The sequence below is a fragment of the Streptomyces albireticuli genome (assembly GCF_002192455.1).
GTDB lineage: Bacteria > Actinomycetota > Actinomycetes > Streptomycetales > Streptomycetaceae > Streptomyces > Streptomyces albireticuli_B.
On record NZ_CP021744.1, the window covers coordinates 7,236,975 to 7,262,129 of the forward strand.

Below are 25,155 nucleotides of genomic sequence, written 5' to 3' on the forward strand. Positions count from 1 at the left end.
CTTCCGGCCCTGGTGTTCCGCTGTGCGCACCATGGCCGGAAACCGCTTCCCGAGCCCGGCACACCGTGCGGTCTTAGGGGTTCCGAATGGCTTGACTTGACTTGTACATGCCCTATTTTCGTGGAGGCAAGGACAGGGCGGAGCGAGTCCGCAGAGTCGTGGGAGGGAACCCCATGTTCAGACCGGTGATGATCGGTGGCGCGGCCGTGGCGCTGATGGCGGCCGCGTCGTTCTCACCGTCGGCGGCCGCCGCCGACGGGACCCCTCCGCCGGACAAGGTCGTGATCGACGTGGTGTCGGTCAACGGCTCGGGCTGCCCGGCCGGCACGGCGGCGGTCGCGGTCGCCGGCGACAACACGGCGTTCACCGTGACCTACAGCGACTACCTCGCGCAGGTGGGCGTCGGCTCCCGGCCGACGGACTTCCGGAAGAACTGTCAGCTCGGTCTGAACATCCACGTCCCGCAGGGGTACACCTACGCGATAGCCAAGGCCGACTACCGGGGCTTCGCCCACCTCCAGCGGGGCGCCACGGGCCTGGAGAAGGCCAGCTACTACTTCCAGGGGATGTCGCAGACGACGTCCGTGACGCACCGCTTCACCGGCCCGCTCAGCGACAACTGGCGGACGACCGACGTGACGGCGGCCGACGCCCTGGTCTACGCCCCGTGCGGCGCGCAGCGGATCCTCAACGTCAACACCGAGCTCCGGGTCGGCGCCGGCACCTCCGACACCGACACGACCAACAGCTTCATGGCGATGGACTCCACGGACGGCAGCGTCAACACGCTCTACCACTTCTCCTGGAAGGAGTGCCCCTGACCGGTCGCGCCGGGCGCGCACGGCGGGGAACCTCACGCTTGTGCCCGGTGATCCGCCCCGCGGGCGGGTCACCGGGCACCGTGGTATCGGCTCAACCTGTGCTGTACACATCCGGTGACCGATGGTGGCATGAGCACATCAGATGCTCGAACGGGCCGTGGGGCAGTGGGAGGGATCTCCATGTTCGGACCGGAGTTCAGACGGGAGCGCGGGGCGGGCCTCGGACCGGTGTGCGGAAGGCTGCGCGGAGCGGTGACGAGACCGGTGGTCGTGGGTGGCGCGGCGGGGCTGCTGCTCGCGGTGTCGGCGTCGCCCGGGGCGGCGGCCACGGACGGGGTGCCGCCGCCGGACAAGATCGTGATCGATGTGGTGTCCGTGAACGGCTCCGGCTGCCCCGCCGGATCGGCCAACGTGGCCGTCTCACCGGACAACCAGGCCTTCACCGTGTCGTACAGCAGCTACGTCGCACAGGTGGGCGTCGGTTCCAAGCCGACGGACGCCCGGAAGAACTGTCAGCTCAGCCTGAACGTCCATGTCCCCCAAGGTTTCACCTACGCCGTCGCCAAGGCCGACTACCGCGGGTTCGCACACCTGGAGAAGGGGGCCACCGCCCTCCAGCGGGCCACCTACTACTTCCAGGGCATGTCGCAGACCGCCTACATGAACCACCCGTTCGCCGGGCCGCTCAACGACGGCTGGCAGACCTCCGACACCACGGAGATCGACGCGCTGATCTACGCGCCGTGCGGTGCCGTGCGGTACTTCAACATCAACACCGAGCTGCGGGTGGAAGCGGGCACCTCCGACCCGGCGAAGACCAACAGCTTCATGGCGATGGACTCCACGGACGGCAGCATCAACACCCTTTACCACTTCGCCTGGAAGCAGTGCCCCGCGCGCTGAACCGGTCCCGCGCGGCGGGCCCACCGCGCCCGGCCGTCACTCCTCGACGCCCCGTCCTCGCTCTGGCGTACGGACGGCTGCTTACGAAGGGGGTTGCACCACCGCGCACTTCGTAGGAACGCGTACGCGTCAAGCGCGGGTGGCGCGCGCCTTCGCGAACGCCCCGCCGGCGGGGACCATGGGAGAGGCGCCGCTTGTCCGCCTGCCCTTTTCCCGGGGAACGGCGGGGACACCGGCGCGCCGTGTGCCGGCCGGGGCGTCCGGCGGCGGCGCGGACCGGCAAGGGGCACCGACCGGCAAGCGGTACGGATCAGCGAAGGTACGGAGGGAGTTCCCGCACGGCTGCCGGCGCCGACGGGCGGTCGGCCGGACCGAGGGCAAGAGCGCGCGTCACCAGGAGCAACCCCGGCACCGGGCAGCACCGCTCCCCGGCGTCGGGTCCCCTTCCGCCGAGCCAGGCCAGGAGATGCCATGAGCCTCACCACCGGTAGCGGCGACACCCTCGTGCCTCCCGTGGCCGGCGGCAGGCCCCTGCTGCGCCACCTGGCCGTGATCCTGGACGGCAACCGCCGCTGGGCCCACGACCGCGGCCTCCCCACCCTGGCGGGGTACCAGCGGGGCGGCCGGCGCGTCCTGGACCTGCTCTCCTGGTGCCGCGGCGCAGAAGAGATCGAGACCGTCACCCTCTGGCCGCTGTCGATCGAGAACCTCCACCGGCCGCACGAGGAGCTGACCGGCCTCCTGCACGTCATCATGAGCATCGCCGAGGAGATAGCCGCCACCGGGCACTGGCGCATCCGGATCATCGGCGCCCCGGAGGTGCTGCCCGCCCGGCTCGCCGACGGGCTGGTCCGGCTGGCCCGCCGGTCGGGACGCCGCTCCGACCCGGTCGTCAACATCGCCGTCGCCTACGGCGGCCGCGACGAGATCACGCGGGCCGTGCGGAACCTCTTCCTCGCCCACCGGGAGGCGGGCACCCTGCCCGTCCTGGCCGACGGCATCCGGCCCGAGGAGTTCGACCACTACCTGGACACCTCGGGCCAGCCCGACCCCGACCTGGTGATCCGCACCTCGGGGGAGCAGCGCCTGTCCGGGTTCATGCCCTGGCAGACCGTCTACTCGGAGTTCTACTTCTGCCCCGTCCACTGGCCGGAGTTCGACAAGAGCGAGTTCGACAAGGCACTGGGGTACTACCGCACCCGCCACCGCCGTCTGGGCCTGTAGAGGCCACCGGACGACCACGCCCCGCCCCGCCATGTCCCGCCGTTGTCCCGCCCGGCGAAGGGTGATCACCCGTGGAAGTTAGGTTAGCCTAAGCTAAGCCTCGTCGGGGGTGGTGGGACAGCGACATCACGGGAGCGGCTCCATGAGCGTCACGGCAGCGAAGGGTTTCACGGCGGCGGGTATCGCGGCCGGGATCAAGGAGAGCGGTGACGCCGATCTCGCCCTGGTGGTGAACGAGGGGCCGAGGCCGGCGGCGGCGGGGGTGTTCACGGCGAACCGTGTGAAGGCCGCTCCGGTGCTGTGGTCGGAGCGGGTCCTCAAGGGGGGCCGGGTCTCGGCGGTGGTGCTGAACTCGGGTGGGGCGAACGCCTGCACCGGCCCGCGGGGCTTCCAGGACACCCGTGCCACCGCGGAGAAGGCGGCGGAGGTGCTGGGCCACAGCGCGGGGGAGATCGCGGTGGCCTCCACCGGGCTGATCGGTGTGTACCTGCCGATGGACAAGCTGCTGCCCGGGATCGGGAAGGCGGCCGCCGAGTTGTCCGCCCATGGCGGGGAGAGCGCGGCGCTGGCGATCAAGACGACGGACACCGTCCACAAGACCGCCGTGTACGAGGGGGAGGGCTGGACGGTGGGCGGCATGGCCAAGGGTGCGGGCATGCTCGCGCCGGGGCTCGCCACGATGCTCGTGGTGCTGACCACCGACGCCGATCTCGGTGCCCCCGCCCTCGACGCGGCGCTGCGGGCCTCGACGCGGACCACGTTCGACCGGATCGACTCCGACGGCTGTATGTCGACCAATGACACGGTGCTGCTGCTGGCGTCGGGTGCCTCGGAAGTGGTGCCGGACGCGGGGGAGTTCGCGGAGGCGGTGCGGGTGGTGTGCGACGACCTGGCGCGGCAGCTGATCGGGGACGCGGAAGGTGCGTCGAAGGACATCCGTATCGAGGTGGTCGGCGCGGCGAGCGAGGACGACGCGGTGGAGGTGGGGCGTTCCCTGGCGCGGAACAATCTGCTGAAGTGCGCGATCCACGGTGAGGACCCCAACTGGGGGCGGGTGCTGTCCGCGATCGGCACGACCTCGGCGGTCTTCGACCCGGACCGGCTCAACGTGGCCATCAACGACGTCTGGGTCTGCCGTAACGGCTCCATCGGGGCCGACCGCGACCTCGTCGACATGCGGGGCCGGGAGGTCCGTATCACGGCCGACCTGGCGGCGGGTGGGGAGACGGCGGTGATCTGGGCCAACGACCTGACCGCGGAGTACGTGCACGAGAACAGCGCGTACAGCTCCTGAGCGGTGCGGCGGCCGGCGCCGCCGCCCTGTCCCCGGTCCTCAAATGCCGAACGGGCCGGGGACTTGACATATAAGCCGACCAGAAAGTTAGGTTAGGCTTACCTAAACATCAACTTCTTGCGCTGCCCACTGGAGCTCTCGTGGGGCCGGGCGGCACAGCGAAAGGACGAGCATGTCGGCACGGCGCGGGGACACCGCACTCACGGGCGGCGGCCCCATCGACGATCTGGTCGGCATAGGCTTCGGCCCCGCCAATCTCGCCCTGGCCATCGCGATCGACGGCCACAACCGCCGGCACCCCGGCAGCCCGCTGCGCGCCGGATTCCTGGAGCGCCAGGAGCGGTTCGGCTGGCACCAGGGGATGCTCCTCGAAGGCGCCACCATGCAGGTGTCGTTCCTCAAGGACCTCGTCACCATGCGGGACCCCGGCAGCCGGTTCTCCTTCCTGCATTACCTTCAGGAGCGCGGCCGGCTCGCCGACTTCATCAACCAGAAGAGCTTCTACCCCACCCGGATCGAGTTCCACGACTACTTCGAGTGGTGCGCCGCCGAGTTCGACCGGTCCGTCGGGTACGGCCGTACCGCTGTCGCCGTGCGGCCGGTGACGGGCGACGACGGGACCGTGGAGAGTGTCGGCGTCGTGCACCGCGCCGTGGCCGGCCCGGCCGGCGAGGCCGTCCGGCGCGCCCGCAACGTCGTGCTCGGCACCGGGCTGACCCCGCGCGTCCCGGACGGCGTCAGCCTCGGCCCGCACGTCTGGCACAACCGTGATCTGCTGTTCCGCGCACCAGAACTGACGGTCCGTCCGCACCGCCGCTTCGTCGTGGTCGGCGCGGGCCAGTCCGCCGCCGAGACCGCCGACTACCTGCACCGCTCCTTCCCCGACGCCGAGGTCTGCGCGGTCTTCTCCCGCTACGGCTACAGCCCGGCCGACGACAGCCCCTTCGCCAACCGCATCTTCGACCCGGCCGCCGTGGACCACTTCTACGACGCCCCCGAGGACACCAAGCGGGCACTGCTCGGCTACCACGCCAATACCAACTACTCCGTCGTCGACGGCGACCTGATCGAGCAGCTCTACCGCACCGCCTACCAGGAGAAGGTCCAGGGCCACGAACGGCTGCGCATCCTCAACGCGACCCGCCTCACGGCCGTCCAGGACATCCCCGGCGGCGCCCGCGCGGTGATCCGCTCCCTGACCGCGGACGAGGACCTGGTGCTCGACTGCGACGCCGTGGTGCTCGCCACCGGCTACCGGCCGGCCGACCCCCGGGACCTGCTCGGCGACCTGGCCGCCGAGTGCCTCACCGATGGCCTCGGCCGGCTGCGCGTGGGCCGCGACCACCGGGTGCTGACCACCGACCGGGTCCGCGCCGGCATCTACCTCCAGGGCGGCACCGAGCACACCCACGGCATCACCTCGTCGCTGCTCTCCACACTGGCCGTCCGCTCGGGCGAGATGTGCGACTCGCTGCTGCTGCGCCGCGCCGAACAGGACGTACCCGCCGGTGACCTGACGGCCGTACCGCTCGGCTGACCCCGGCCGCTACCGCGCCGCACAGCCCTCCCGGGTCTCCGGGAGGGCTGTGCGGCGCTTCCGCCACAACGCCGGGAACGACGTCGCCGCCCGGAAGCCGTGGGCCCTCGTCCAACGAGGGCCCACGGCTTCCGGGCGGCGAGGAGGCGGGCGCTATCCGACGCGGCCGCCGGCCCGCGCCCGTACCGCCCCCGCGGGGAGCGGCACGGCCAGGGAACGGGCGAAGACCCGTGAGCCGCGCCCCGGATCCAGGGACACCGCCCAGGCCCGTGGCGCCCGCGCGGCGTCCGCCTCCCGGAAACCGCAGCGGACGAACGCCTCGCCGCCACCGGTCGTCGCCGCGAACACCTCGCCGACCGACCGCGCGGCGGCCTCCCGCAGCAGCGCGGCCAGCAGCCGCGACCCCACCCCGCGCCGCTGACGCCCGGAGCGCACACAGAAGTTGTGGAGCACCGCGGGCATCCCGGCCGGGGCCCGAGCGTCCCCCGGGTACGCGCGCAGGGCCACGCACCCCTCCAAAACGCCGTCGCCGTCCTCGGCCACGAGGAACTCCCGGGCCGTCGCCGCGTACGTCCCGGGCGTCCGCCACAGGAGGGCGCCGGAGCGCATGAACGGCTCCGACAGCGCGTACAGCTCCGCCGCGTCGGCGGGGTCCGCCACCCGTACGGAGGGCGGTGCGAGGGTCCGCTCGCCGGTGGGGGAGACGGCTGTCGGGCAGTGCGCCGCGGCCACGGTGGTCCTTTCCTCACTCCGGGCGCGCGGGTACGCCGCTCGCGCCCGGGGGCGTCCCGGACAGCACCGGGTGGAGCCAGGCGGGTCCTGACTCGCGTGAACTGGGGGTGGGGTGCGGGGGAGCGCGCCTCAGCAGGGGCCGCCCGGATAGTCGTCCGTCTCGGGCGCGCCCGCGTCGCGCATCCTGCGCAGGACCCCGCGCAGGGTCGGCCCGTCGTCGATGAACTCCGGGCAGTTCGTCATGGTGTCGAAGACCATGGTCCCGTCGGTGGCGTGCCAGATGACCCACCGGTCCGAGGGGGTCGACCACAGGTGCGCGTACCGCCGCACCCGGTCGTCGTGCGTGCTCATGAGCGGCCTTTCCGTGCTCCCGCGCGCCGGGCCGGACCCGGCCCCGGCCGCTCGCGGGAGGTCTGCCGAACGGGCCGGCCCGCACCCCCGCGGGGGCGGGGTGCGGGCCGGTGTCGAGGGGTCAGGGGCGGCCGGTGAGGTAGCCGCCCATCGTGGTGAAGTAGTCGGCCGCGGACAGCTCCTGGCCGTCCTCGGTGCGGACCCGCTCGATCGCCAGCCCGTGGTTGCGGCCGGTCCGGGCGTCGGCGCCGGCGACGATCACCACCGCGTCGCCCTCCCGGTAGAAGATCCGGCCGGGTGTGCCGCCGTAGCGGCCCTCGGACACCCTGGCGGCCACGACCTCCAGGCGCTTGCCGCGGTGGTGGGTGAAGGCGCTCGGGTACGGCGCGCACTGGGCCCGTACGAGGCGGTCCAGCACCTCCGCGGGCCAGTTCCAGTCGATCCGGATGTCCTCGGTGGAGCGCTTGTGGAAGAAACTGGCCTTGCTGCGGTCCTGCTTGACCCAGTCGGTGCGCCCGGAGGCGATCAGGTCCAGGCCGTCCACGGTGAGGGGCCCGAACAGCTCCAGTGTCTTGTGGAACAGGTCGGCGGTGGTGTCCCTCGGGCCCACCGGCACCGCGCGCTGGAGGACGATGTCGCCCGCGTCGAGGACCTCGTCCATCATGTGCGCGGTGACTCCCACCTCCTTCTCGCCGTTGATGAGGGCCCAGATCAGCGGGGAGAAGCCGGCGTAGGCCGGCAGCAGCGAGTCGTGCACGTTGAGCGTGCCGTGCCGCGGCAGGTTGAAGATGCGCTCCGGGATCCAGGTGCGCCAGTTGGTCGCGACGATGACGTCCGGGTCGGCCTCCTTGAGCCGGGCGAACAGCTCCTCGTCGTCGGGGCGGTTGCGGATCAGGACGGGCACGTCGTGCTGCTCGGCGAGGTCGGCGACGGAGTCGTTCCAGATCTTCTCGTACGCGTGGTCGCTCTTGGGGTGCGTCACGACCAGTGCCACGTCGTGCTCGGAGTCGAGGAGCGCCTGAAGGGTGCGGTGCCCCCAGGTCTGATAGCCGAACATGACGACCCGCATGGGGTTCCTCCTTGGGGCGGTGGCTTGATCGCTCGCAAGTAAAGCAAGCCTTGCCTAACCTCGCAACGACGGGGATCTTCCGTCGAGATGGCCGCGAGGCCCCCGTCGACAGGGGCTCCTGACTTAGGTTAGGTTTGCCTAAGTTATCTCGTGTCGTCGTCTCCGCACGCCTCCCGGGACCTCCTGCGGATCCTCCCGATCCGCCGCGCGCCCCTGCCCGGCCGCGGTCTCCTCGACCGGTCAGCCCGCCCCCGCCCCTTGAACGTGAAAGGGACCCCTGTGTCCAACGGTTCGCCTCCCCTTCCGAAGAAGCTCCTCGGCAAGCTGCCCGCCGTGGCCGTGGCCCTCGCCGCCGCGCTCACCCTGACCGCCTGCGGCGGCGGCGACTCCGGGAAGGAGGAGGACTCCGCCGCCGGGGGAAGCGGGTCCGGCGGTGCCTTCCCCGTCACGGTCGAGCACAAGTACGGCAGCACGGAGATCAAGAAGGCGCCGAAGCGGGTCGTCACCCTCGGGCTGTCCGACCAGGACGCGGCGCTGGCGCTCGGCGTCAAGCCGGTCGGCTCGGTCGACTGGTTCAAGGAGAAGCCGTACGGCAAGTGGCCGTGGACCAAGGACCTGTGGGGCTCGCAGACGCCGACGGTCGTGGGCGAACGTGACGAGTACAACATGGAGAAGATCGCCGGCCTCAAGCCGGATCTGGTCATCGCCCAGTACTCGGGCATGAAGAAGGAGCAGTACGAGACGCTGAAGAAGATGGGCGTCCCGGTGGTCGCCCAGCCGAAGGGGCACGCCGACTACATGGCGCCCTGGCAGGTGTCCACCCGTCAGATCGGCAAGGCCCTGGGCAAGGAGGCCGAGGCCGAGAAGAAGATCGCGGACATCGGCGCCCGCTTCAAGGCGGTCCGTGAGAAGCACCCCGAGTTCGCCGAGCAGACGCTGACCGTGGCCGACAGCTTCGAGGCGGGCAAGTACTCGGCGTTCACCAAGGGCGACCCCAAGGCGATCTTCTTCTCCGAGCTCGGCTTCAAGCTCAAGCCCGAGATCGACAAGCTGGCCAAGCCCGGCTGGAACGTCGCCGAACTGAGCGCCGAGAAGCTGGACGTGCTCGACGCCGACCGGCTCGTCTGGGTCACCTCCAGCACCCAGGCCAACGACCGCATCAAGGCCGAGCCCTTCTACAAGAAGCTGAAGGTCTCCGAGGAGAAGCGGGACCTGTTCGTCCCCTACGAGGGCCCCGACGTCGGCGCCGCGTTCTCCTTCAACACGGTGCTGTCCATCCCCTACGCCATCGACGAGATCGTGCCGCTGCTGACGGCCGCCAAGAACTGACGCTCCAGAGCAGACGCAAGACCAGGGAAAGGCAAGACGACCATGTGTGATGCCGAGTCCGCCCGGACGCAGGCGACCGGACTGCCACTGACCGGTGCGCAAACCGGTATCTGGCTGGCCCAGCAGATCGAGCCGGACAGCTCGGCGTACAACATCGCGTTCTACCTGGAACTGCGGGGCACCGTCGACCTCGGCCGCCTGACCGCCGCCGTGCGGCAGGCGGCCGAGGAGGCCGAACCCCTGCACATCCGCGTCGAGACGGGGCCGGACGGCCCGCGCCAGCACGTCCGCCGCCTCCCCGTCGAGGTCCGCCACGTCGACCTGCGCGGCGAGCCGGACCCGGAGGCCGCCGCCGACGCCTGGGCCGACGCCGAGCGCGACCGGCCCACGGACCTCGCCCACGGCCCGCTGTTCGCCCAGGCCCTGCTCCGGCTGGCCGACGACCGCGTCCGCTGGTACCAGCGGTACCACCACCTCGCCGTCGACGCCGCCGGCGTCGTCCACCTCACCCGCCGGGCCGGCGCGCTCTACACCCTCGGCACGGACAGCGAGGCCCCCGCCTGGGAGCTCACCCGGCTGACCGACGCCGACCGCGCCTACCGCGCCTCCGGACAGTTCCGGGCCGACCGCGACCACTGGACGGACCGGCTCGCCGACCGCCCCGAGCCCGTCCGCCTCGTCCCGCGCGGCCGCACGCCCATGACACGGCGTGTCCGCCGCACGACCGAGCTGTCACCCGGGCTCACCGCCCGCGTGCGCGAGGCCGCCGCCGCCCTCGGCGTCCGCACCTCCCGCCTGCTGGTCGCGGCCGTCGCCGCCTACCTGCACCGGGCCACCGGCGAGCGGGACCTCGTCCTCGGCCTGCCGGTCACCGCCCGCGCCGACGACGGGACCCGGGACCTCCCCGGCATGGTCTCCAACGTCCTCCCCCTGCGCGTCACGGTCCGCCCGGACATGACCACCGCCGCACTCGTGGACGCGGTCCGGCACGAGATCGCCGAGACCCTCGCGCACGGCCGCTACCGCGCCGAGGAACTGTCCAGGGAGCTGGGTCTGACCGACGGCGTCGCCGAACTCGTCGGACCCACCGTCAACATCCTCCCCGCCGCCGAGGACTTCCGCTTCGGCGGCCACGAGACCTCCTTCCACCCCGTCTGGCTCGGCCGCGTCAGCGACCTCGCCGTCACCGTCGTCGCCCCCGAGGACGGGAACATACGCGTCGGCCTCGACGCGGACGCGGACGTCTGCGGACAGCGGGAACTCGACGACCACGAGAGCCGGTTCCTGCGCGTCCTCGCCGCCATGGCGGACGCCACCGACCGCCCCCTGGGCCGCGTCGAGCTGACGGACGACGCCGAGCGGACCCGGCTGCTGACGGAGTTCGGCACCGCGCCCCGCGAGGCCCCCGAGCTCACCTGGCCCGCCGCCTTCGAACGGCAGGCCCGCAGCACCCCCGACGCCGTCGCCCTCGTCTGCGAGGACCGGGAACTCACCTACGCCGAACTCGACGCGGCCGCGGGCCGGCTGGCCCGCCTGCTCACCGCGCGGGGCGTGCGCCCCGAGGACGTCGTCGCCGTCGCCCTGCCCCGCTCGCCCGAGCTGGTGACCGCCCTGCTCGCGGTCATGAAGGCGGGCGCGGCCTATCTGCCGCTCGACGCCGACCACCCCCGCGACCGGATCGCGTACATGCTCGAAGACGCCGGCGCGCGGACCGTCGTCACCACCCGCGAACTGGCCGGCGAGCTGCCGGACGACCCCGGCGGCACCCGCCTGCTGCTCGACGACCCGGCGGTCACCGCCGAACCGGCCGCCCTCGACGCCCCGGCCGAAGCCGTGCCGGTCTCCCTCGACCAGGCCGCCTACGTCATCTACACCTCCGGCTCCACCGGCCGCCCCAAGGGCGTCGTCGTCACCCACGACGGCATCGGCAGCCTGATCGCCACCGCCACCGACCGGCTCGGCATCGACGCCGGAAGCCGCGTCGTGCAGTTCGCCTCGGCCGGCTTCGACGTGACGGTCTGGGACCTGGTCATGTCGCTGTGCGTCGGCGGCCGCGTCATCGTCGTCCCCGCCGAGCGCCGCGTCGCGGGCCCCGCCCTCACCGACTACATCGCCGCCCACCGGGCCACCCACATGATCCTGCCGCCGTCCCTGGTGTCGGCCCTGCCGCAGGACTGCGACCTCCCCGAGGGCTCCGTCCTCGTCGTCGGCACCGAGGCCGTGCCCGGCGAGCTGATCGCCCGCTGGTCCGACCGGCTGCGCGTCGTCGTCGCCTACGGGCTGACCGAGGCGACCGTCAACTCCACGCTGTGGTCCGCCGAACCGGACCGCCCCGGCCCCGTGCCCATCGGCCGGCCCGACCCCAACACCCGCTGCTACGTCCTCGACCAGGCACTCCGCCCGGCGGGCGTCGGCGTCGAGGGCGAACTGTACGTCGCCGGGCGCGGCCTGGCCCGCGGCTACCTCGGCCGGCCGGGCCTGACCGCCGGCCGGTTCGTCGCCGACCCGTTCGGTGCCCCGGGCGAGCGGATGTACCGCACCGGCGACCGCGTCCGCTGGGGCGCGGACGGCAACCTGGAGTTCCTCGGCCGCGCGGACGGCCAGCTCAAGATCCGCGGCCACCGGATCGAACCCGGCGAGATCGAGAGCGCCTTCATGGCCTCCCCGGGCATCGCCCAGGCCGCTGTCCTCGTCCGCCAGGACCACCGGGGCACCAAGCGCCTCGTCGCCTACCTGGTCGGCGACGGCGCGGACCCCCGCGCCACGGACGCCGCCGTCGCCGCCGCGCGCGCGGAGCTGGCCGGCACGCTGCCCGAGCACATGGTGCCCTCGGCCGTCGTGGTCCTGGACGGACCGCTCCCGCTGACGCCCAACGGAAAGCTCGACGGCAAGGCGCTCCCCGACCCCGAGTGGACCGCCCTCGCCGGCGGCGCCGCGCCGACGACGCCGGCCGAGGCCACCCTCGCCGGGCTGTTCGCCGACGTCCTCGGCCTGCCCTCGGTGGGCGTCCACGACAGCTTCTTCGCCCTCGGCGGCGACAGCATCGTCGCGATCCAGCTGGTCGAACGCGCCCGCGCGGCCGGCCTCGCGCTCACCCCCCGCGACGTCTTCCGCCACCGCACGGTCGCCGCGCTCGCCGCCGCGGCCGGCGCCGGCGCGGTCACGGGCGGCCCGGCCGCCGCCCCCGTCGAGCTGGACGACACGGCCCTGCCCGTCTCCCCGCTCCAGGAAGGCTTCTTCTTCCACGCCCGCTTCGACGAGCACGCCACCGACCTGTACCTGGTGCAGGAACTCCTCGACCTCGCGGGCCCCGTCGACGGCGACCGGCTCCGCCGCGCCCTCCAGCACCTCCTCGACCGGCACCCGCTGCTGCGCGCGGGCTTCCGCCAGCTCCCCGGAGGCCGGGTCGTCCAGCGGGTGGCCGACGCCGTCACCCTGCCGTGGCGGGAGGCCGAGGCCTCCGGCGCCGCGCTCGCCGAACTGCTCCGGGCCGACCGCGCCGAGCGGTTCGACCTCGCCGCCCCGCCGCTCCTCCGGGCCACCCTGGTCCGCGACGGCGAGCGCCACCGGCTCCTCCTGACACTGCATCACATTGTCGCCGACGGCTGGTCGGTCTCCGTCCTGCTGCGCGAACTCCTCGCCGCCTACCGGGGGGAGGAGCTCCCCGCCCCCTTCGACCCGCGCGCCCACCTGGCCTGGCTGGCCGGCCGCGACCGCGACGCCGCCCGGGACGCCTGGGGCACAGCCCTCGCCGGCCTGCCGGGACCGACCCGGCTCACCGGACCGGACACCGACGGGACGGACACCCGTCCGGAGCCCCGGCCGGAGCACCTCGACACCAGCGTCCCCGAGCCGCTCACCGCGCGCCTGACCGCCCACGCCCGCGCCCACGGCCTCACCCTGAGCACCGTCGTCCACGGCGCCTGGGGCCTCCTCCTCGGCGGGCTCACCGGCGGCTCGGACGTCGTCTTCGGCAGCACCGTCTCCGGCCGCGCCACCGAGGTCGACGGGCTGGCCTCGGCCGTCGGTCTCTTCATCAACACGGTGCCCACCCGGATGCGGGTACGGCCGGACGACTCGCTCACCGAGGCGCTGCGCCGCCTCCAGGACGAGCACGCCGGGCTGCTGGAGCACCACCACCTCGGCCTCGCCGACATCCAGCGCACCGCCGGCGGCGGTGACCTCTTCGACACCCTCGTGGTGTTCGAGAACTACCCGGACCAGCAGCGGTCCGGGGCGGGGGCCGACGCCCTGGACATCACCGGCGTCGAGGTCCACGACGCCGTGCACTACCCGCTCGCGCTCGTCGTCCGGCCGGGCGACCGCCTCGGCCTGAGGTGGAAGCACGACGCCGCCCGGCTCGACGGGCCCGCCGTCCGCGTGCTCGCCGACCGCTTCCTCGGCCTGCTGGAAACCCTCGTCGCCGAGCCCGGTCTGCCCGTCGCCCGGCTCGGCCTGCTGACCGCGGCCGAGCACGCGCGCCTCGCCGAGCTCGGCGCCACCGCGCGCACCGTGCCCGGCACCACGCTCGCCGCCGGGTTCGCCGCCCAGGTGGCGCGCACCCCCGGGGCCACCGCCGTGGTGCACGAGGGCGAGCGGCTGTCGTACGCGGAGCTCGACCGGCGCGCCGAGGCCCTGGCCCGCCGGCTGCGGGCCCGCGGCGTGGCACCGGAGCAGCGCGTCGCCGTCGCCGTGCCGCGCTCGGCCGAGCTGATGGTCGCGCTCCTCGGCGTCCTCAAGGCGGGCGCCGCCTACCTGCCCGTGGACCTGGACTACCCGGCCGACCGGGTGGCGTACATGCTCGCCGACTCCGGCGCCCGCGTCGTCGTCACGACCGCCGCCTCGGCCGGCCGGCTGCCCGGTGGCGAGGGACCGGAGCTCCTCCTCCTCGACCAGGACGAGGAGGTCCCCGACACACCCGTCGAGCACGCCGGCCCCGACCACCCCGCCTACCTCATCTACACCTCCGGCTCCACCGGCCGCCCCAAGGGCGTCGTCGTCACCCACCGGGCGATCGTCAACCGCCTCGCCTGGATGCAGGACAGCTACGGACTCGCCGCCGACGACCGGGTCCTCCAGAAGACCCCGTCGAGCTTCGACGTGTCGGTGTGGGAGTTCTTCTGGCCGCTCCTCGAAGGAGCCGCCGTCGTCCTCGCCCGCCCCGACGGCCACCGCGACCCCGACTACCTCGCCGGGCTCATCCACGCCGAACGCGTCACCACCGTGCACTTCGTGCCCTCGATGCTGGCCGCGTTCGTCCAGGCCATGGAGGCCGGCACGGCCCCCGGCGGCTGGCCGGCGAGCCTGCGCCGGGTCTTCGCCAGCGGCGAGGCGCTCACCGGCGCCACCGCCCGGAAGTGGTGGGACCTCACCTCCCGCGCCGGACACGGGCCCGTACCCCTGCACAACCTCTACGGGCCCACCGAGGCCGCCGTCGACGTGACCTGGTTCCCCTACACGGGCGCCACCGACCGCGACGTCCCCATCGGCCGCCCGGTGTGGAACACCCGGCTGTACGTGCTGGACCCCTTCCTGCGCCCCGTCCCCGACGGCGTGCCCGGCGAACTCCACCTCGCCGGCGTCCAGCTGGCCCGCGGCTACCACGACCGGCCCGGTCTGACGGCCGCCCGCTTCGTCGCCGACCCGTTCGGCGCCCCGGGCGAGCGCATGTACCGCACCGGCGACCTCGTACGCCGCCGCCCCGACGGGAACATCGAGTACCTCGGCCGCACCGACCGCCAGGTGAAGATCCGCGGCAACCGCGTCGAGCTGGGCGAGATCGAGGAGGCGCTGTCCCGGCAGCCCGGTGTCGCCCACGCGGCCGTCACCGTCCGCGACGGCGCGCTCGTCGGCTACGCCGTGCCCGCCCCCGGCACCACCCTGGACACCGAGGCACTGCGCGCGGCGCTCGCCGGCGAACTGCCCGCGACCATGGTGCCCGGCGCCCTCGTCCCCCTGGCCGAGCTGCCGCTGACCCCCAGCGGCAAACTCGACCGGAACGCCCTGCCCGCACCCGCCGCGGCCACCACCGGCGGCGGCCGCGCGCCCCGCGACGCCCGCGAACGCGCCCTGTGCGAGATCTTCTCCGACGTCCTCGGACTGCCCGGGACCGGCGTCGACGACGACTTCTTCGTCCTGGGCGGGGACAGCCTCACCTCGATCACCGTCGCCACCCGCGCCCGACAGCAGGGAATAGCCATCAGCCCCCGCGACGTCTTCGTCCGCCGCACGCCCGCCGCGCTCGCCGCCGGCGCCGCCCCGGACCCCGCCCCGGACCCCGCGCCCCCGGCCGGCGCGCCCGCCGCCGAGGCGGGCGTGACCGTCGCCGCCGCCGACGCCGGACAGGCCGCCGCCGCGCTCCAGGCCGTCCTGGCACAGCAGTCGGGGGCGCCCGTCGACCCCGCCCTGCGAGCACTCCTGGACCAGCTGGTCGCCGCCTCCGCGACACCGGAGCCGACCGCCGCCCCGGAGCCCCCGCCGGTCGGCCTCGAACTCTCCCCGGAGGAGACCGGCCGCGTGGCGGCCACCGCCGGACGGCCCGTCGCCGACGTCTGGCCGCTCTCACCCCTCCAGGAGGGCATGTACTTCGAGGCCACCTACGACGTGGGCACCCTCGACGTCTACCTGTCCCAGGAGGCCCTGGACCTCGACCACCGCGTCGACGCCGACCGCCTGCGCGCCGCCTGCCGGACCCTGCTGGCCCGCAACGCCGGCCTGCGCGCCGGCTTCACCAGCGACGGCTTGCCCCGCCCCGTGCAGTTCATCGTGGACGGCGCCGAGATCCCGCTGACGGAGACCGACCTCTCCGCGCTCCCCGAGGAGGAACGGGACGCCCGCGTCGAGGAACTGCTGGCCGCCGACCGGCGGCAGCGCTTCGACCTCGCCGCGCCCCCGCTGTGCCGCCTGCTGCTCATCCGCCTCCCCGGCGGCAAGGACCGGCTCGTCGTCACCCACCACCTCATCGTGTGGGACGGCTGGTCCGCGTGGCTGTTCCTGGAGGAGCTGTTCACGCTCTACGAACGCGCCGGCGACGACACCGGCCTCCCGCCGGCCGGCTCCTACCGCGACTACCTCGCCTGGCTCGACCGGCAGGACACCCCCGCCGCCATGGGGGAGTGGGGCCGGGCGCTCGCGGGCTTCGACGAGCCCACCCTGCTCGCCCCCGCCGGCCGCGACGGCGGCCCCGTCATCCCCGTCGACTTCGACGCCTGGCTGCCCGAGGAGAGCGGCGACAAGCTGCGGGCCGCCGCCCGCCGGCACGGGCTCACCGTGAACACCGTCCTCAACGCCGCGTGGGGCCTGGTGCTGTCCGCCATGACGGGCCGCCCCGACGTCGCCTTCGGCACCGCCGTGGCCGGCCGCCCCGTGGAGGTCCCCGGCGTCGAGGACATCATCGGCATGTTCCTCAACACCGTCCCGGTCCGGATCGCCCTCGACCCGGCCGAGCCCCTGCCCGGCCTCCTGCGCCGGATGCAGTCCGAGCGCGCGGCCGTCATGCCCTACGAGTACGTGGGCCTCGGCGCGCTCCAGCGGGAGGCCGGCCACCGCCGCCTCTTCGACACCCTGTTCGTGCTCCGCTCGGCCGACGGCGAGGACCGGGCCGCCGCCCTCCGCGAACGGCACGGCATCACCGGCGTCTCCAACGTCGACGGCACGCACTTCCCGCTCACCCTCATCGTCACCCCCGGCGCCCGGACGCGGGTGACCCTCGCCGCCCGCCCCGACATGTTCGACGCCGAGGCCGCGACCACGGTCCTCACCCGCTTCACCACCGTCCTGGAGAGGCTGACCGACCACCTCGCCACCTCCGCCGCACCCGTCCCCACCAGCGGCGTCGACCTGCTGCTCCCCGGCGAGCGGGCCGCGCTCCGCGCCGCCCGCGAGGACACCCGGCAGCCGGTGCCCGACGACACCGTCGCCGACCTCCTCGCCGCCCAGGCGGCCCGCACCCCGGACGAGGTGGCACTGGTCTTCGGCGAGCGCGCCCTGACCTACGCCGGACTGGACGCCGAGATCAACCGCATGGCCCGGCTGCTGCTGGCCCGCGGCGCCGGACCCGAGAAGGCCGTCGCCCTGGCGCTGCCGCGCTCCGTCGAGACCGTCGTGGCACTCTTCGCCGTGCTGCGCACCGGCGCCGCCTACCTGCCGCTCGACCTCGACCACCCCGCCGACCGGCTGCGGATGGCGGTCGAGGACACCGCGCCCCTGTGCCTGCTGACCACCACGGCCGTCGCCCCGTCCCTGCGCGGCGAGGCGGGCGCCCTGGCACCGGAGATCCTGCTGGACGACCCGGCCGTGACCGCCGAACTCGCCGCCCTCCCGGACGCAGAGGTCACCGACGCCGAACGGCCCGCCTTCGCCCGCGGCCTGCCGGACCGGCTGGAGCACCCCGCCTACCTCATCTACACCTCCGGCTCCACCGGCCGTCCCAAGGGCGTCGTCACGCCCTACCGCGGCCTGACGAACATGCAGATCAACCACCAGAAGGAGGTCTTCGGACCGGCCATCGCCGCGGCCGGCGGACGCCGCCTGCGCATCGCCCACACCGTCTCCTTCGCCTTCGACATGTCCTGGGAGGAGCTGCTCTGGCTCGTCGAGGGACACGAGGTGCACATCTGCGACGAGGAGCTGCGCCGCGACGCCGAGGCCCTCGTCGCCTACTGCGACCGGCACCGCGTCGACGTCGTCAACGTCACCCCCACCTACGCCCAGCTCCTCATCGAGGAGGGCCTGCTGGAGCGCTCCGCGGAACCGGAGGGCGGGTGCCACCGGCCCGCGCTGGTCCTGCTCGGCGGCGAGGCCGTGCCCGACACCGTCTGGACCCGGCTCCGGGACACCGACGGCACCTACGGCTACAACCTCTACGGACCCACCGAGTACACGATCAACACCCTCGGCGGCTCCACCGCCGACAGTCCCGCGCCGACCGTCGGCAGGCCCATCCGCAACACCCGGGCCCACGTCCTCGACACCATGCTGCGCCCCGTACCGCCCGGCTGCCCCGGCGAGCTGTACATCGCCGGCACCGGCCTGGCCCGCGGCTACCACGACCGGCCCGGCCTGACCGCCGCCCGCTTCGTCGCCGACCCGTTCGGCGCCCCGGGCGAGCGGATGTACCGCACCGGAGACCTCGTACGGCAGCGCCCCGACGGCCTCCTGGACTTCCTCGGCCGCACCGACGACCAGGTCAAGATCCGCGGATACCGGATCGAGCTGGGCGAGATCTCCACCGCCCTGGCCACCCACCCCGAGGTCGCGCACGCCGCCGTCGTGGTGACCGACACCGGCGGCACCAAGCGCCTGACCGGCTATCTGGTGCCGGCGGCGGAGCCGTCGTCCGACGCCGCCACCGGGGAACTCCTCGGGCGGCTGCGCGCCCACCTGAAGGCCAAGCTGCCCGACTACATGGTGCCCGCCGCGCTCGTCACCGTCCCGACCCTGCCGCTGACCGTCAACGGCAAGCTCGACGTCAAGGCGCTCCCGGCGCCCGGGCACACCGGGTCCGGCACCGGCCGGCCGCCGGCCTCGCCCCGGGAGGAGACGCTCTGCGCGCTCTTCGCCGAGGTGCTCGGACTGCCGGAGCCCGTCGGGACCGACAGCGACTTCTTCGACCTGGGCGGCCACTCCCTGCTGGCCACCCGCCTGATCAGCCGGGCCCGTACCGCCCTGGACGCGGAGCTGTCCATCCGCGACCTGTTCGAGGCGCCGACCGTGGCCGAGCTGGTGCGCCGCGCCGACGGGCCGGACGCGGCGGGCGCCCGGCCGGCGCTGGTCGCCGCCGAGCGGCCGGCGGAGCTGCCGCTGTCCCACGCCCAGCGCCGCCTGTGGGTCGTCCAGCAGCTGGAGGGCACCTCGGCCGCGTACAACTTCCCCCTGGTCATGCGGCTGCGCGGCGCGTTCGACCTGCCCGCCTGGCGGGCGGCGCTCAACGATGTGACGGCACGCCACGAGGCCCTGCGGACCCTGTTCACGGACCACGACGGCCGGGCCCTCCAGCGGGTCCTGCCGCCGGCGGACGCCCACCCCGTGGTGGAGCACGTCCGGGCCGGTGAGGCCGAGGCGGCCCGCGTCGTCGCCGACGCCGTCGCCCGGCCGTTCGACCTCGCCGTCGAACTGCCGCTGCGGGCCACCGTCGTCGAGCTCGGCCCCGACGACCACATCGCCGTGATCCTGCTGCACCACATCACCACCGACGAATGGTCGGACCGCCCGTTCCTGCGCGACCTCGCCACCGCCTACGCGGCCCGCAAGGACGGCGCGGCACCCGCCTGGGAGCCGCTGCCCGTCCAGTACGCCGACTACGCCCTGTGGCAGGAGCGCCTGCTCGGCGACCCGGCCGCACCGGACAGCCTGGCCGCCCGGCAGCTGGAGTTCTGGCGGACCACGCTGGACGGCGCGCCCGAGGAACTGGAACTGCCCACCGACCGGCCGCGCCCCTCGCGCCCGAGCTTCGCCGGCGCCGACCACGCCCTCACCTTCGACGACGCCTCCTACCGGGCCTTGCGCAAGCTGGCCCGGGAGAGCGGCGCCAGCATGTTCATGGTCGCGCACGCGGCCGTCGCGGCCCTGCTCCACCGCATGGGCGCGGGCACCGACATCCCGCTGGGCTCACCCATCGCCGGGCGCACCGACGAAGCCCTCGACGACCTCGTCGGCTTCTTCGTCAACACCCTCGTCCTGCGCGCCGACCTCACCGGCGACCCGAGCTTCACCGACCTGCTGGCCCGGGTGCGGGACACCGACCTCGCCGCGTTCTCCCACGCGGACGTGCCCTTCGAGGCCGTCGTCGAGAAGCTCAACCCCACCCGCTCCCTCGCCCGCAACCCGCTGTTCCAGGTGATGGTCGGCTACCACAACCGGGTGGCCGGCGCCCTCGAACTGCCCGGCCTGGACATGGAGTACGTGCCCTTCGAGGCCCGCACCGCCAAGTTCGACCTGGTCTTCAGCTTCACCGAGGAGACCGCCGCGGACGGCGAGGGCGGTACGCTCGGCTGCCGGCTGGAGTACGCCACCGACCTGTACGACCGGGAGACCGTGGAGCGCCTCGCCGACAGGCTGCGGCTCCTCGTCGCCGCCGTCGCGGACGCCCCCGGCCTGCCCGTCTCCCGGGTGGACGTGCTCACCGCCGACGAGCGGCGGCTGGTGCTCGAAGGCTTCAACGCCACCGCCCGCGAGGTCGAGGAGGCCACCCTCCCCGCCCTCTTCGCGGCCCGGGTCGCGGACCGCCCCGACGCCGTGGCCGTCGTCGAACGCTCCCGCTCGGTGAGCTACGCCCGGCTCGACGCGCGGGCCGACCGCATCGCCCGGCTGCTGGCCGCGCGCGGGATCGGCGCCGAGAGTGTCGTCGGCGTGGCCGTCCCCCGGTCCGTCGACATGGTGGCGACCGTCCTCGCCGTGCTCCGGCTGGGCGCCGCGTTCCTGCCGCTCGACCTCGTCCACCCCGCCGACCGGCTCACCTACATGGTGGAGGACTCCGGCGCCGCGCTCGTCGTGGGCACCGAAAGCGTCGCCGGGAAGATCCCCGACGTACCCGGCGTCCCCGTGCTGCTGCTCGACGCCCCGGACACCGCCGCCGCGCTCGACGGCCCGCCCGGAGCCCCGGCGGAGCCCGCGCCGGTGAGCCTCGACGGAGCCGCCTACGTCATCTACACCTCCGGCTCGACGGGCCGCCCCAAGGGCGTGGTCGTCCCGCACGAGGGCATCGCCAGCCTGGTCGCGACCGCCGTGGACCGGATGGGCCTGGAACGCGACAGCAGGGTCCTCCAGTTCGCCTCCATCGGCTTCGACGTCGCCGTCTTCGAACTCGCCATGGCGCTGTGCCACGGCGGCCGGCTCGTCCTCGTCCCCGACGAGGCCCGCGTCGCGGGACCGGCGCTGACCGACTTCCTCGCCGAGCAGCGGATCACCCATATGATCCTGCCCCCGTCGCTGGTGTCGGCCCTGCCGCCGGAGTGCGGGCTCCCCGAGGGCTCGACGATCCTCGTCGGCACCGAGACCGTGCCGCCGGACCTCTTCGAGCGCTGGGGCGACACGGTCGACCTCATCGCCGCCTACGGCCTGACCGAGGCGACCGTCAACTCCACGCTCTGGCCCGCCCGGCGGGCCGGCGGCCCGGCCGGCAACCGGGTGCCCATCGGCGCCCCCGACCCCAACACCCGCTGCTACGTGCTCGACGCCACCCTGCGCCCGGTACCGCCCGGCGTGGTCGGCGAGCTGTACGTCGCCGGCCGCGGCCTCGCCCGCGGCTACCTCGGCCGGCCCGCCCTGACCTCGGAGCGCTTCGTCGCCGACCCGTTCGGCGCGCCCGGCGCCCGGATGTACCGCACCGGCGACCGCGCGCGCTGGCGGGAGGACGGCAACCTCGACTTCTTCGGCCGGGTCGACACCCAGGTCAAGGTCCGGGGCTTCCGCATCGAGCTCGGCGAGATCGAGGCGGCCCTGGCCGCCCACCCGGCGGTCGCCCAGGCCGCCGTGGTGCCCGACCGCAAGGGCGACATCGTCCGCCTGGTCGGCTACGCCGTCCCGGAGGACGGGGAACTCGACCCGCGCGCCCTGCGCGCCCACGTCGCCGGCATGCTGCCCGAGTACATGGTGCCCACCCTCGTGGTGCCCCTGGACGGGCCGCTGCCGCTGACCCCCAACGGCAAGCTGGACCGCCGGGCCCTGCCCGCGCCGGACTGGTCGGAGCTGACCGGCGACAGCCGCCCGGCGACCCCCACCCAGGCCCGGCTGGCGGACCTCTTCGCCGAGGTCCTGGAGCTCACCGACGTCGGCGTGCACGACAACTTCTTCGCGCTGGGCGGCCACTCGATGGCCTCGATGCGGCTCCTCGGCCGGATCCGCTCGGTGTTCGGCACCGACCTGAGCATCCGTGACGTCTTCGACGGGCTGACGGTCGCGGGCCTCGCGGCCAAGCTGGACGAGGCCGGAGCCGGCGCCGGCAGGCCCCGGCTGCGTGCCCGGGACGGGCAGGACGACACCGGCGCCGCGCCGCTCGCCCCCGCCCAGCGGTGGCGCTGGACCGTGTACCGCCGCCACGCGGGCTTCGACCACGCGCTCGTCCTCCGGTCGCCCGGCGGCCTGGACGCGGCCGCGCTCGACGCCGCGCTCGCCGACGTCGTGCAGCGGCACGAGCCGCTGCGCACCGCCTTCACCGAGCGGGACGGCACGGTCCTCCAGAACCCGGCCGCGCCGGCCGCCCTGGAACAGGAGCGGTGCGACGACCTGGAGGCCCGCCTGGCCGCGCTCGCGGCCGGGACCGCGGACCTGGAGCGGCGGGCACCCCTGGGCGTCCGGCTGCTCACCGCGCCGGACGGCGCCCAGGCGGTGCTGCTGACCATGCACTACCTGGCCGTCGACGAATGGTCCGTCGTCCCCCTGCTCCGTGACCTCGCCACGGCGTACGCGGCCCGCACGGCAGGCCGGGCCCCCGAGTGGGAGCCCCTGCCCGTCACCTACCCGGACTACACGCGCTGGGCGCACGAGGTCCTCGGCGACCCGGCCGACCCGGACAGCACCGGGGCGCGGCAGCTCGCGTACTGGCGGCGGACGCTGAGCGGCATGCCGGACGGGCTGGTGCTGCCGGGCGCGCGCGGAGACCGCGGGCACGGCGGCCCGGGCGGCGACGTCGTCGGCTTCGTCCTCGACGAGGAGCTGCACACCCGCGTGGACGAGCTCGCCCGCCGGACCGGCACGAGCATGTTCATGGTCCTGCACTCGGCACTCGCCGCGCTGCTCACCGCCCATGGCGCGGGCACCGACCTGCCGATCGGCACGATGGTCGCCGGCCGCACCGACGAGCTCCTGACCGACCTGGTCGGCTGCTTCTCGAACACGGTCGTCCTGCGCACCGACACCGCGGGCGACCCCTCCTTCACCGAACTCCTCACCCGGGTGCGGGAGACCACGCTCGGCGCCCTGGACCGCCAGGACGTCCCCTTCGACGACGTCGCCCACGCCACCGGCCTCGCCCCGGCGGGCCCCCAGGTCATGGTCATCCACCACGAACAGGCCCACCTGGCCGAACTGGAGGGCGGCCTGGGCTCCCTGGACGCGGTCCCGACGGGCTCCACGGCGGCCGACCTGACCCTCAGCTTCTACGAACCGCGGGGGGACGGGCCCGTGCACTGCGGGCTGATCTTCGCGACGGACGTCTTCGACCGGGAGACGGCGGAGAGGCTGGCGGGGGAGCTGCGGGGGCTGCTGGAGCGGGTGGTGTCCGACCCGGAGAGGGTGGTGTCGGAGCTGCGCGTGGGGTAGGCGCAGGGCGCGGGCCTTGAGGTAAGGGCCCCGCCGGTGGGGAGGGATTTCCTCCCCACCGGCGGGGCCCTTTCCCGTGCGGCGTCCCGTGCGGGGAGGGCTTCTTCCCCACCCCGCCCCTTCCCGATACCGGGGCTCCGCCCCGGACCCCGGTCCTCAAGTGCCGGACGGGCTGAAATTCAGCCCGTCCGGCACTTGAGGACACCGCGCGTCAGCGCGGAACCGGGGGCCCGGGGGCTTGCCCCCGGTTCCGGGAAGGGGCGGGTGGGGAAAAAGCCCCCGGCACGGGGCGACCGCACCGCCGCCCAGGCCCCCGTACCCACCACGCCCACGCCTTACTGATCGTTTCAGAGTGTCGTCCGGGGCCGTCGTAGGCAGGTGATGCCGCAGGCGAGTTCGAGCAGGCCCTGGTGGAGGTCGGCGCGTCGCTCGTAGCGGGTGCGGAGCCGTTCGAACTGGCGCAGCCAGGCGAACGCGCGCTCAACGACCCACCGGATCATGCCCAGTCCGGAACCGTGGGCGACGCCGCGTCGGGCGATCAGCGGTTTTATGCCGCGCTTCCACAGCAGGCGGCGGTACTTGTCGAAGTCGTAGCCGCGGTCGGCGTACAAGCGCCGGGGCTCGCGGCGAGGGCGTCCACGCAGGCCCCGGATCGGTGGGACGGCGTCCAGCAGCGGCAGGAGCTGGGTGACGTCATGGCGGTTGCCGCCGGTGAGCGTGAGGGCGAGCGGGGTTCCGTGGCGGTCGACGATCAGGTGGTGCTTGGAGCCGGGGCGGGCACGGTCGACGGGTGAGGGGCCGACATGGTCCCCCCCTTGAGGGCCCGGACGTGTGAGCCGTCGACCGCGCAGTCGTCCAGGTCCAGCGAGTCCGCTCGGCGCAGTTCGGTCAGCAGGACGGCGTGCAGGCGCGGCCGGACGCCGGCCTCGGTCCAGTCCCGCAGCCGGCGCCAGGCCGTGACGCCGCAGCAGCCCACGCTCTCGGTGGGCACGTCGCGCCAGGCAACACCGGTTCGCAGCACGTACATGATGCCCGCGAGGGCCGCCCTGTCCGGGACGCGGAGTCGCCCGGGATGGCGGTAGCGCCGCTCGGGCGCGGGTGGCAGCAGCGGAGCCACCCGCTCCCACAGGTCGTCCGGAACAAGATCAGCACGCACCCGGACACCCTGTCGACCAAGATCGTCAAGCGCAAGACCCACAGCTCAACTCATTCTGAAACGATCAGTAAAGCGTGTTGCAGAAGGCGGCGAGGCGGGCATTTCCCCTGTATATGTGGGGTGTTGAAGCCTGAGCCGTTATGGGTGGAGACGTTCACGGGCCTGCGGATGCGGCAGTTCGAGCGCCTGGTGAAGGTCGTGCGTGAACGAGGCGGGAACGGGCCCGGTGGCGGTCGTCCGTGGTGTCTGCCGCCGGCGGACCGGGTGCTGCCGGTGGCTGTGCACTACCGCACGAACCTCACCATGCGGCAGCTCGCCCCGCTGTTCGGCGTCTCGCCGGCGACCGTGTGCCGGGTGATCAAGCGGCTGCGGCCGTTGCTCGCAATTGAGCCGGCCTCACGCCCTGCCGGCGGACTTGTCCAATCCATTGTCCGGGGTGTGGGACACCTGCCCACTTGTGACAAGTCCATGGCGTCTGCG

General features: G+C 73.9%; 11 protein-coding genes and 1 pseudogene. 8 read left to right on the forward strand and 4 right to left on the reverse strand.

The annotated features are described in order from the left end of the window. The first annotated feature begins 173 nt into the window (after positions 1-173). The 5 genes from SMD11_RS31160 to SMD11_RS31180 all read left to right on the forward strand — a co-directional run bounded on the left by SMD11_RS31160 (position 174) and on the right by SMD11_RS31180 (position 5,779). On the forward strand, positions 174-821 hold the full coding sequence (locus SMD11_RS31160; RefSeq protein ID WP_087929628.1) for a DUF4360 domain-containing protein: 648 nt from the start codon (positions 174-176) through the stop codon (positions 819-821). A 252-nt stretch (positions 822-1,073) separates the two neighbouring features. Continuing rightward, positions 1,074-1,724, forward strand: coding sequence for a DUF4360 domain-containing protein (locus SMD11_RS31165; RefSeq protein WP_234366243.1), 651 nt, complete (start codon positions 1,074-1,076; stop codon positions 1,722-1,724). A 471-nt stretch (positions 1,725-2,195) separates the two neighbouring features. After that, positions 2,196-2,948, forward strand: coding sequence for a polyprenyl diphosphate synthase (gene uppS / locus SMD11_RS31170; protein WP_087929630.1), 753 nt, complete (start codon positions 2,196-2,198; stop codon positions 2,946-2,948). A 142-nt stretch (positions 2,949-3,090) separates the two neighbouring features. Beyond that, positions 3,091-4,242 carry a bifunctional glutamate N-acetyltransferase/amino-acid acetyltransferase ArgJ gene (argJ, locus tag SMD11_RS31175; RefSeq protein ID WP_087929631.1) on the forward strand — a complete coding sequence of 384 codons (1,152 nt, stop codon included), beginning with the start codon at positions 3,091-3,093 and terminating at the stop codon, positions 4,240-4,242. A 172-nt stretch (positions 4,243-4,414) separates the two neighbouring features. Continuing rightward, a complete protein-coding gene (locus SMD11_RS31180) occupies positions 4,415-5,779 on the forward strand; it encodes a lysine N(6)-hydroxylase/L-ornithine N(5)-oxygenase family protein (protein ID WP_087929632.1) in 1,365 nt (454 codons plus the stop codon). A gap of 153 nt (positions 5,780-5,932) precedes the next feature. On the opposite strand, the gene SMD11_RS31185 is transcribed toward SMD11_RS31180, so the two are convergent. From SMD11_RS31185 to SMD11_RS31195, 3 genes are all read right to left on the reverse strand, one after another. Then, positions 5,933-6,511: a GNAT family N-acetyltransferase gene (locus SMD11_RS31185; protein ID WP_234366244.1), complete on the reverse strand. Its 579-nt coding sequence runs from the start codon at positions 6,509-6,511 to the stop codon at positions 5,933-5,935. 129 nt (positions 6,512-6,640) lie between these two features. Then, positions 6,641-6,862 (reverse strand): hypothetical protein, encoded by a 222-nt coding sequence (locus SMD11_RS31190; protein ID WP_087929633.1) that lies wholly within the window; start codon positions 6,860-6,862, stop codon positions 6,641-6,643. 121 nt (positions 6,863-6,983) lie between these two features. Further along, complete coding sequence (locus SMD11_RS31195) at positions 6,984-7,931, reverse strand: methionyl-tRNA formyltransferase (RefSeq protein ID WP_087929634.1); 948 nt, start codon at positions 7,929-7,931, stop codon at positions 6,984-6,986. 279 nt (positions 7,932-8,210) lie between these two features. Between SMD11_RS31195 and SMD11_RS31200 the strand changes: the two genes are divergently transcribed. After that, entirely contained in the window at positions 8,211-9,260 is a 1,050-nt protein-coding gene (locus tag SMD11_RS31200; RefSeq protein ID WP_234366245.1) for an iron-siderophore ABC transporter substrate-binding protein, read from the forward strand. A 42-nt stretch (positions 9,261-9,302) separates the two neighbouring features. Further along, the gene (locus SMD11_RS31205) at positions 9,303-23,519 is read left to right on the forward strand and encodes a non-ribosomal peptide synthetase (RefSeq protein WP_087929635.1); all 14,217 of its coding nucleotides are present in this window, start codon (positions 9,303-9,305) and stop codon (positions 23,517-23,519) included. 347 nt (positions 23,520-23,866) lie between these two features. On the opposite strand, the gene SMD11_RS31210 is transcribed toward SMD11_RS31205, so the two are convergent. Next, positions 23,867-24,675 (reverse strand): IS5 family transposase gene (locus SMD11_RS31210; RefSeq protein WP_087929636.1). Its coding sequence is split into 2 segments (ribosomal slippage): positions 23,867-24,336 and positions 24,336-24,675, totalling 810 coding nucleotides; the frame shifts between segments, so codons are not numbered across the junction. 111 nt (positions 24,676-24,786) lie between these two features. On the opposite strand from SMD11_RS31210, the pseudogene SMD11_RS31215 reads away from it, so the two are divergent. After that, positions 24,787-25,081: pseudogene (locus tag SMD11_RS31215) on the forward strand (helix-turn-helix domain-containing protein); the annotation flags it as partial. Between the last annotated feature and the right edge of the window lie 74 nt (positions 25,082-25,155).

What these genes read in the sequence shown, in the direction of transcription:
- SMD11_RS31160 (WP_087929628.1), top strand. Translation starts at nt 174, where the DNA reads ATGTTCAGACCGGTGATGATCGGTGGCGCGGCCGTGGCGCTGATGGCG.
- uppS (WP_087929630.1), top strand. Translation starts at nt 2,196, where the DNA reads ATGAGCCTCACCACCGGTAGCGGCGACACCCTCGTGCCTCCCGTGGCC.
- argJ (WP_087929631.1), top strand. Translation starts at nt 3,091, where the DNA reads ATGAGCGTCACGGCAGCGAAGGGTTTCACGGCGGCGGGTATCGCGGCC.
- SMD11_RS31180 (WP_087929632.1), top strand. Translation starts at nt 4,415, where the DNA reads ATGTCGGCACGGCGCGGGGACACCGCACTCACGGGCGGCGGCCCCATC.
- SMD11_RS31190 (WP_087929633.1), bottom strand. Translation starts at nt 6,862, where the DNA reads ATGAGCACGCACGACGACCGGGTGCGGCGGTACGCGCACCTGTGGTCG.
- SMD11_RS31195 (WP_087929634.1), bottom strand. Translation starts at nt 7,931, where the DNA reads ATGCGGGTCGTCATGTTCGGCTATCAGACCTGGGGGCACCGCACCCTT.
- SMD11_RS31205 (WP_087929635.1), top strand. Translation starts at nt 9,303, where the DNA reads ATGTGTGATGCCGAGTCCGCCCGGACGCAGGCGACCGGACTGCCACTG.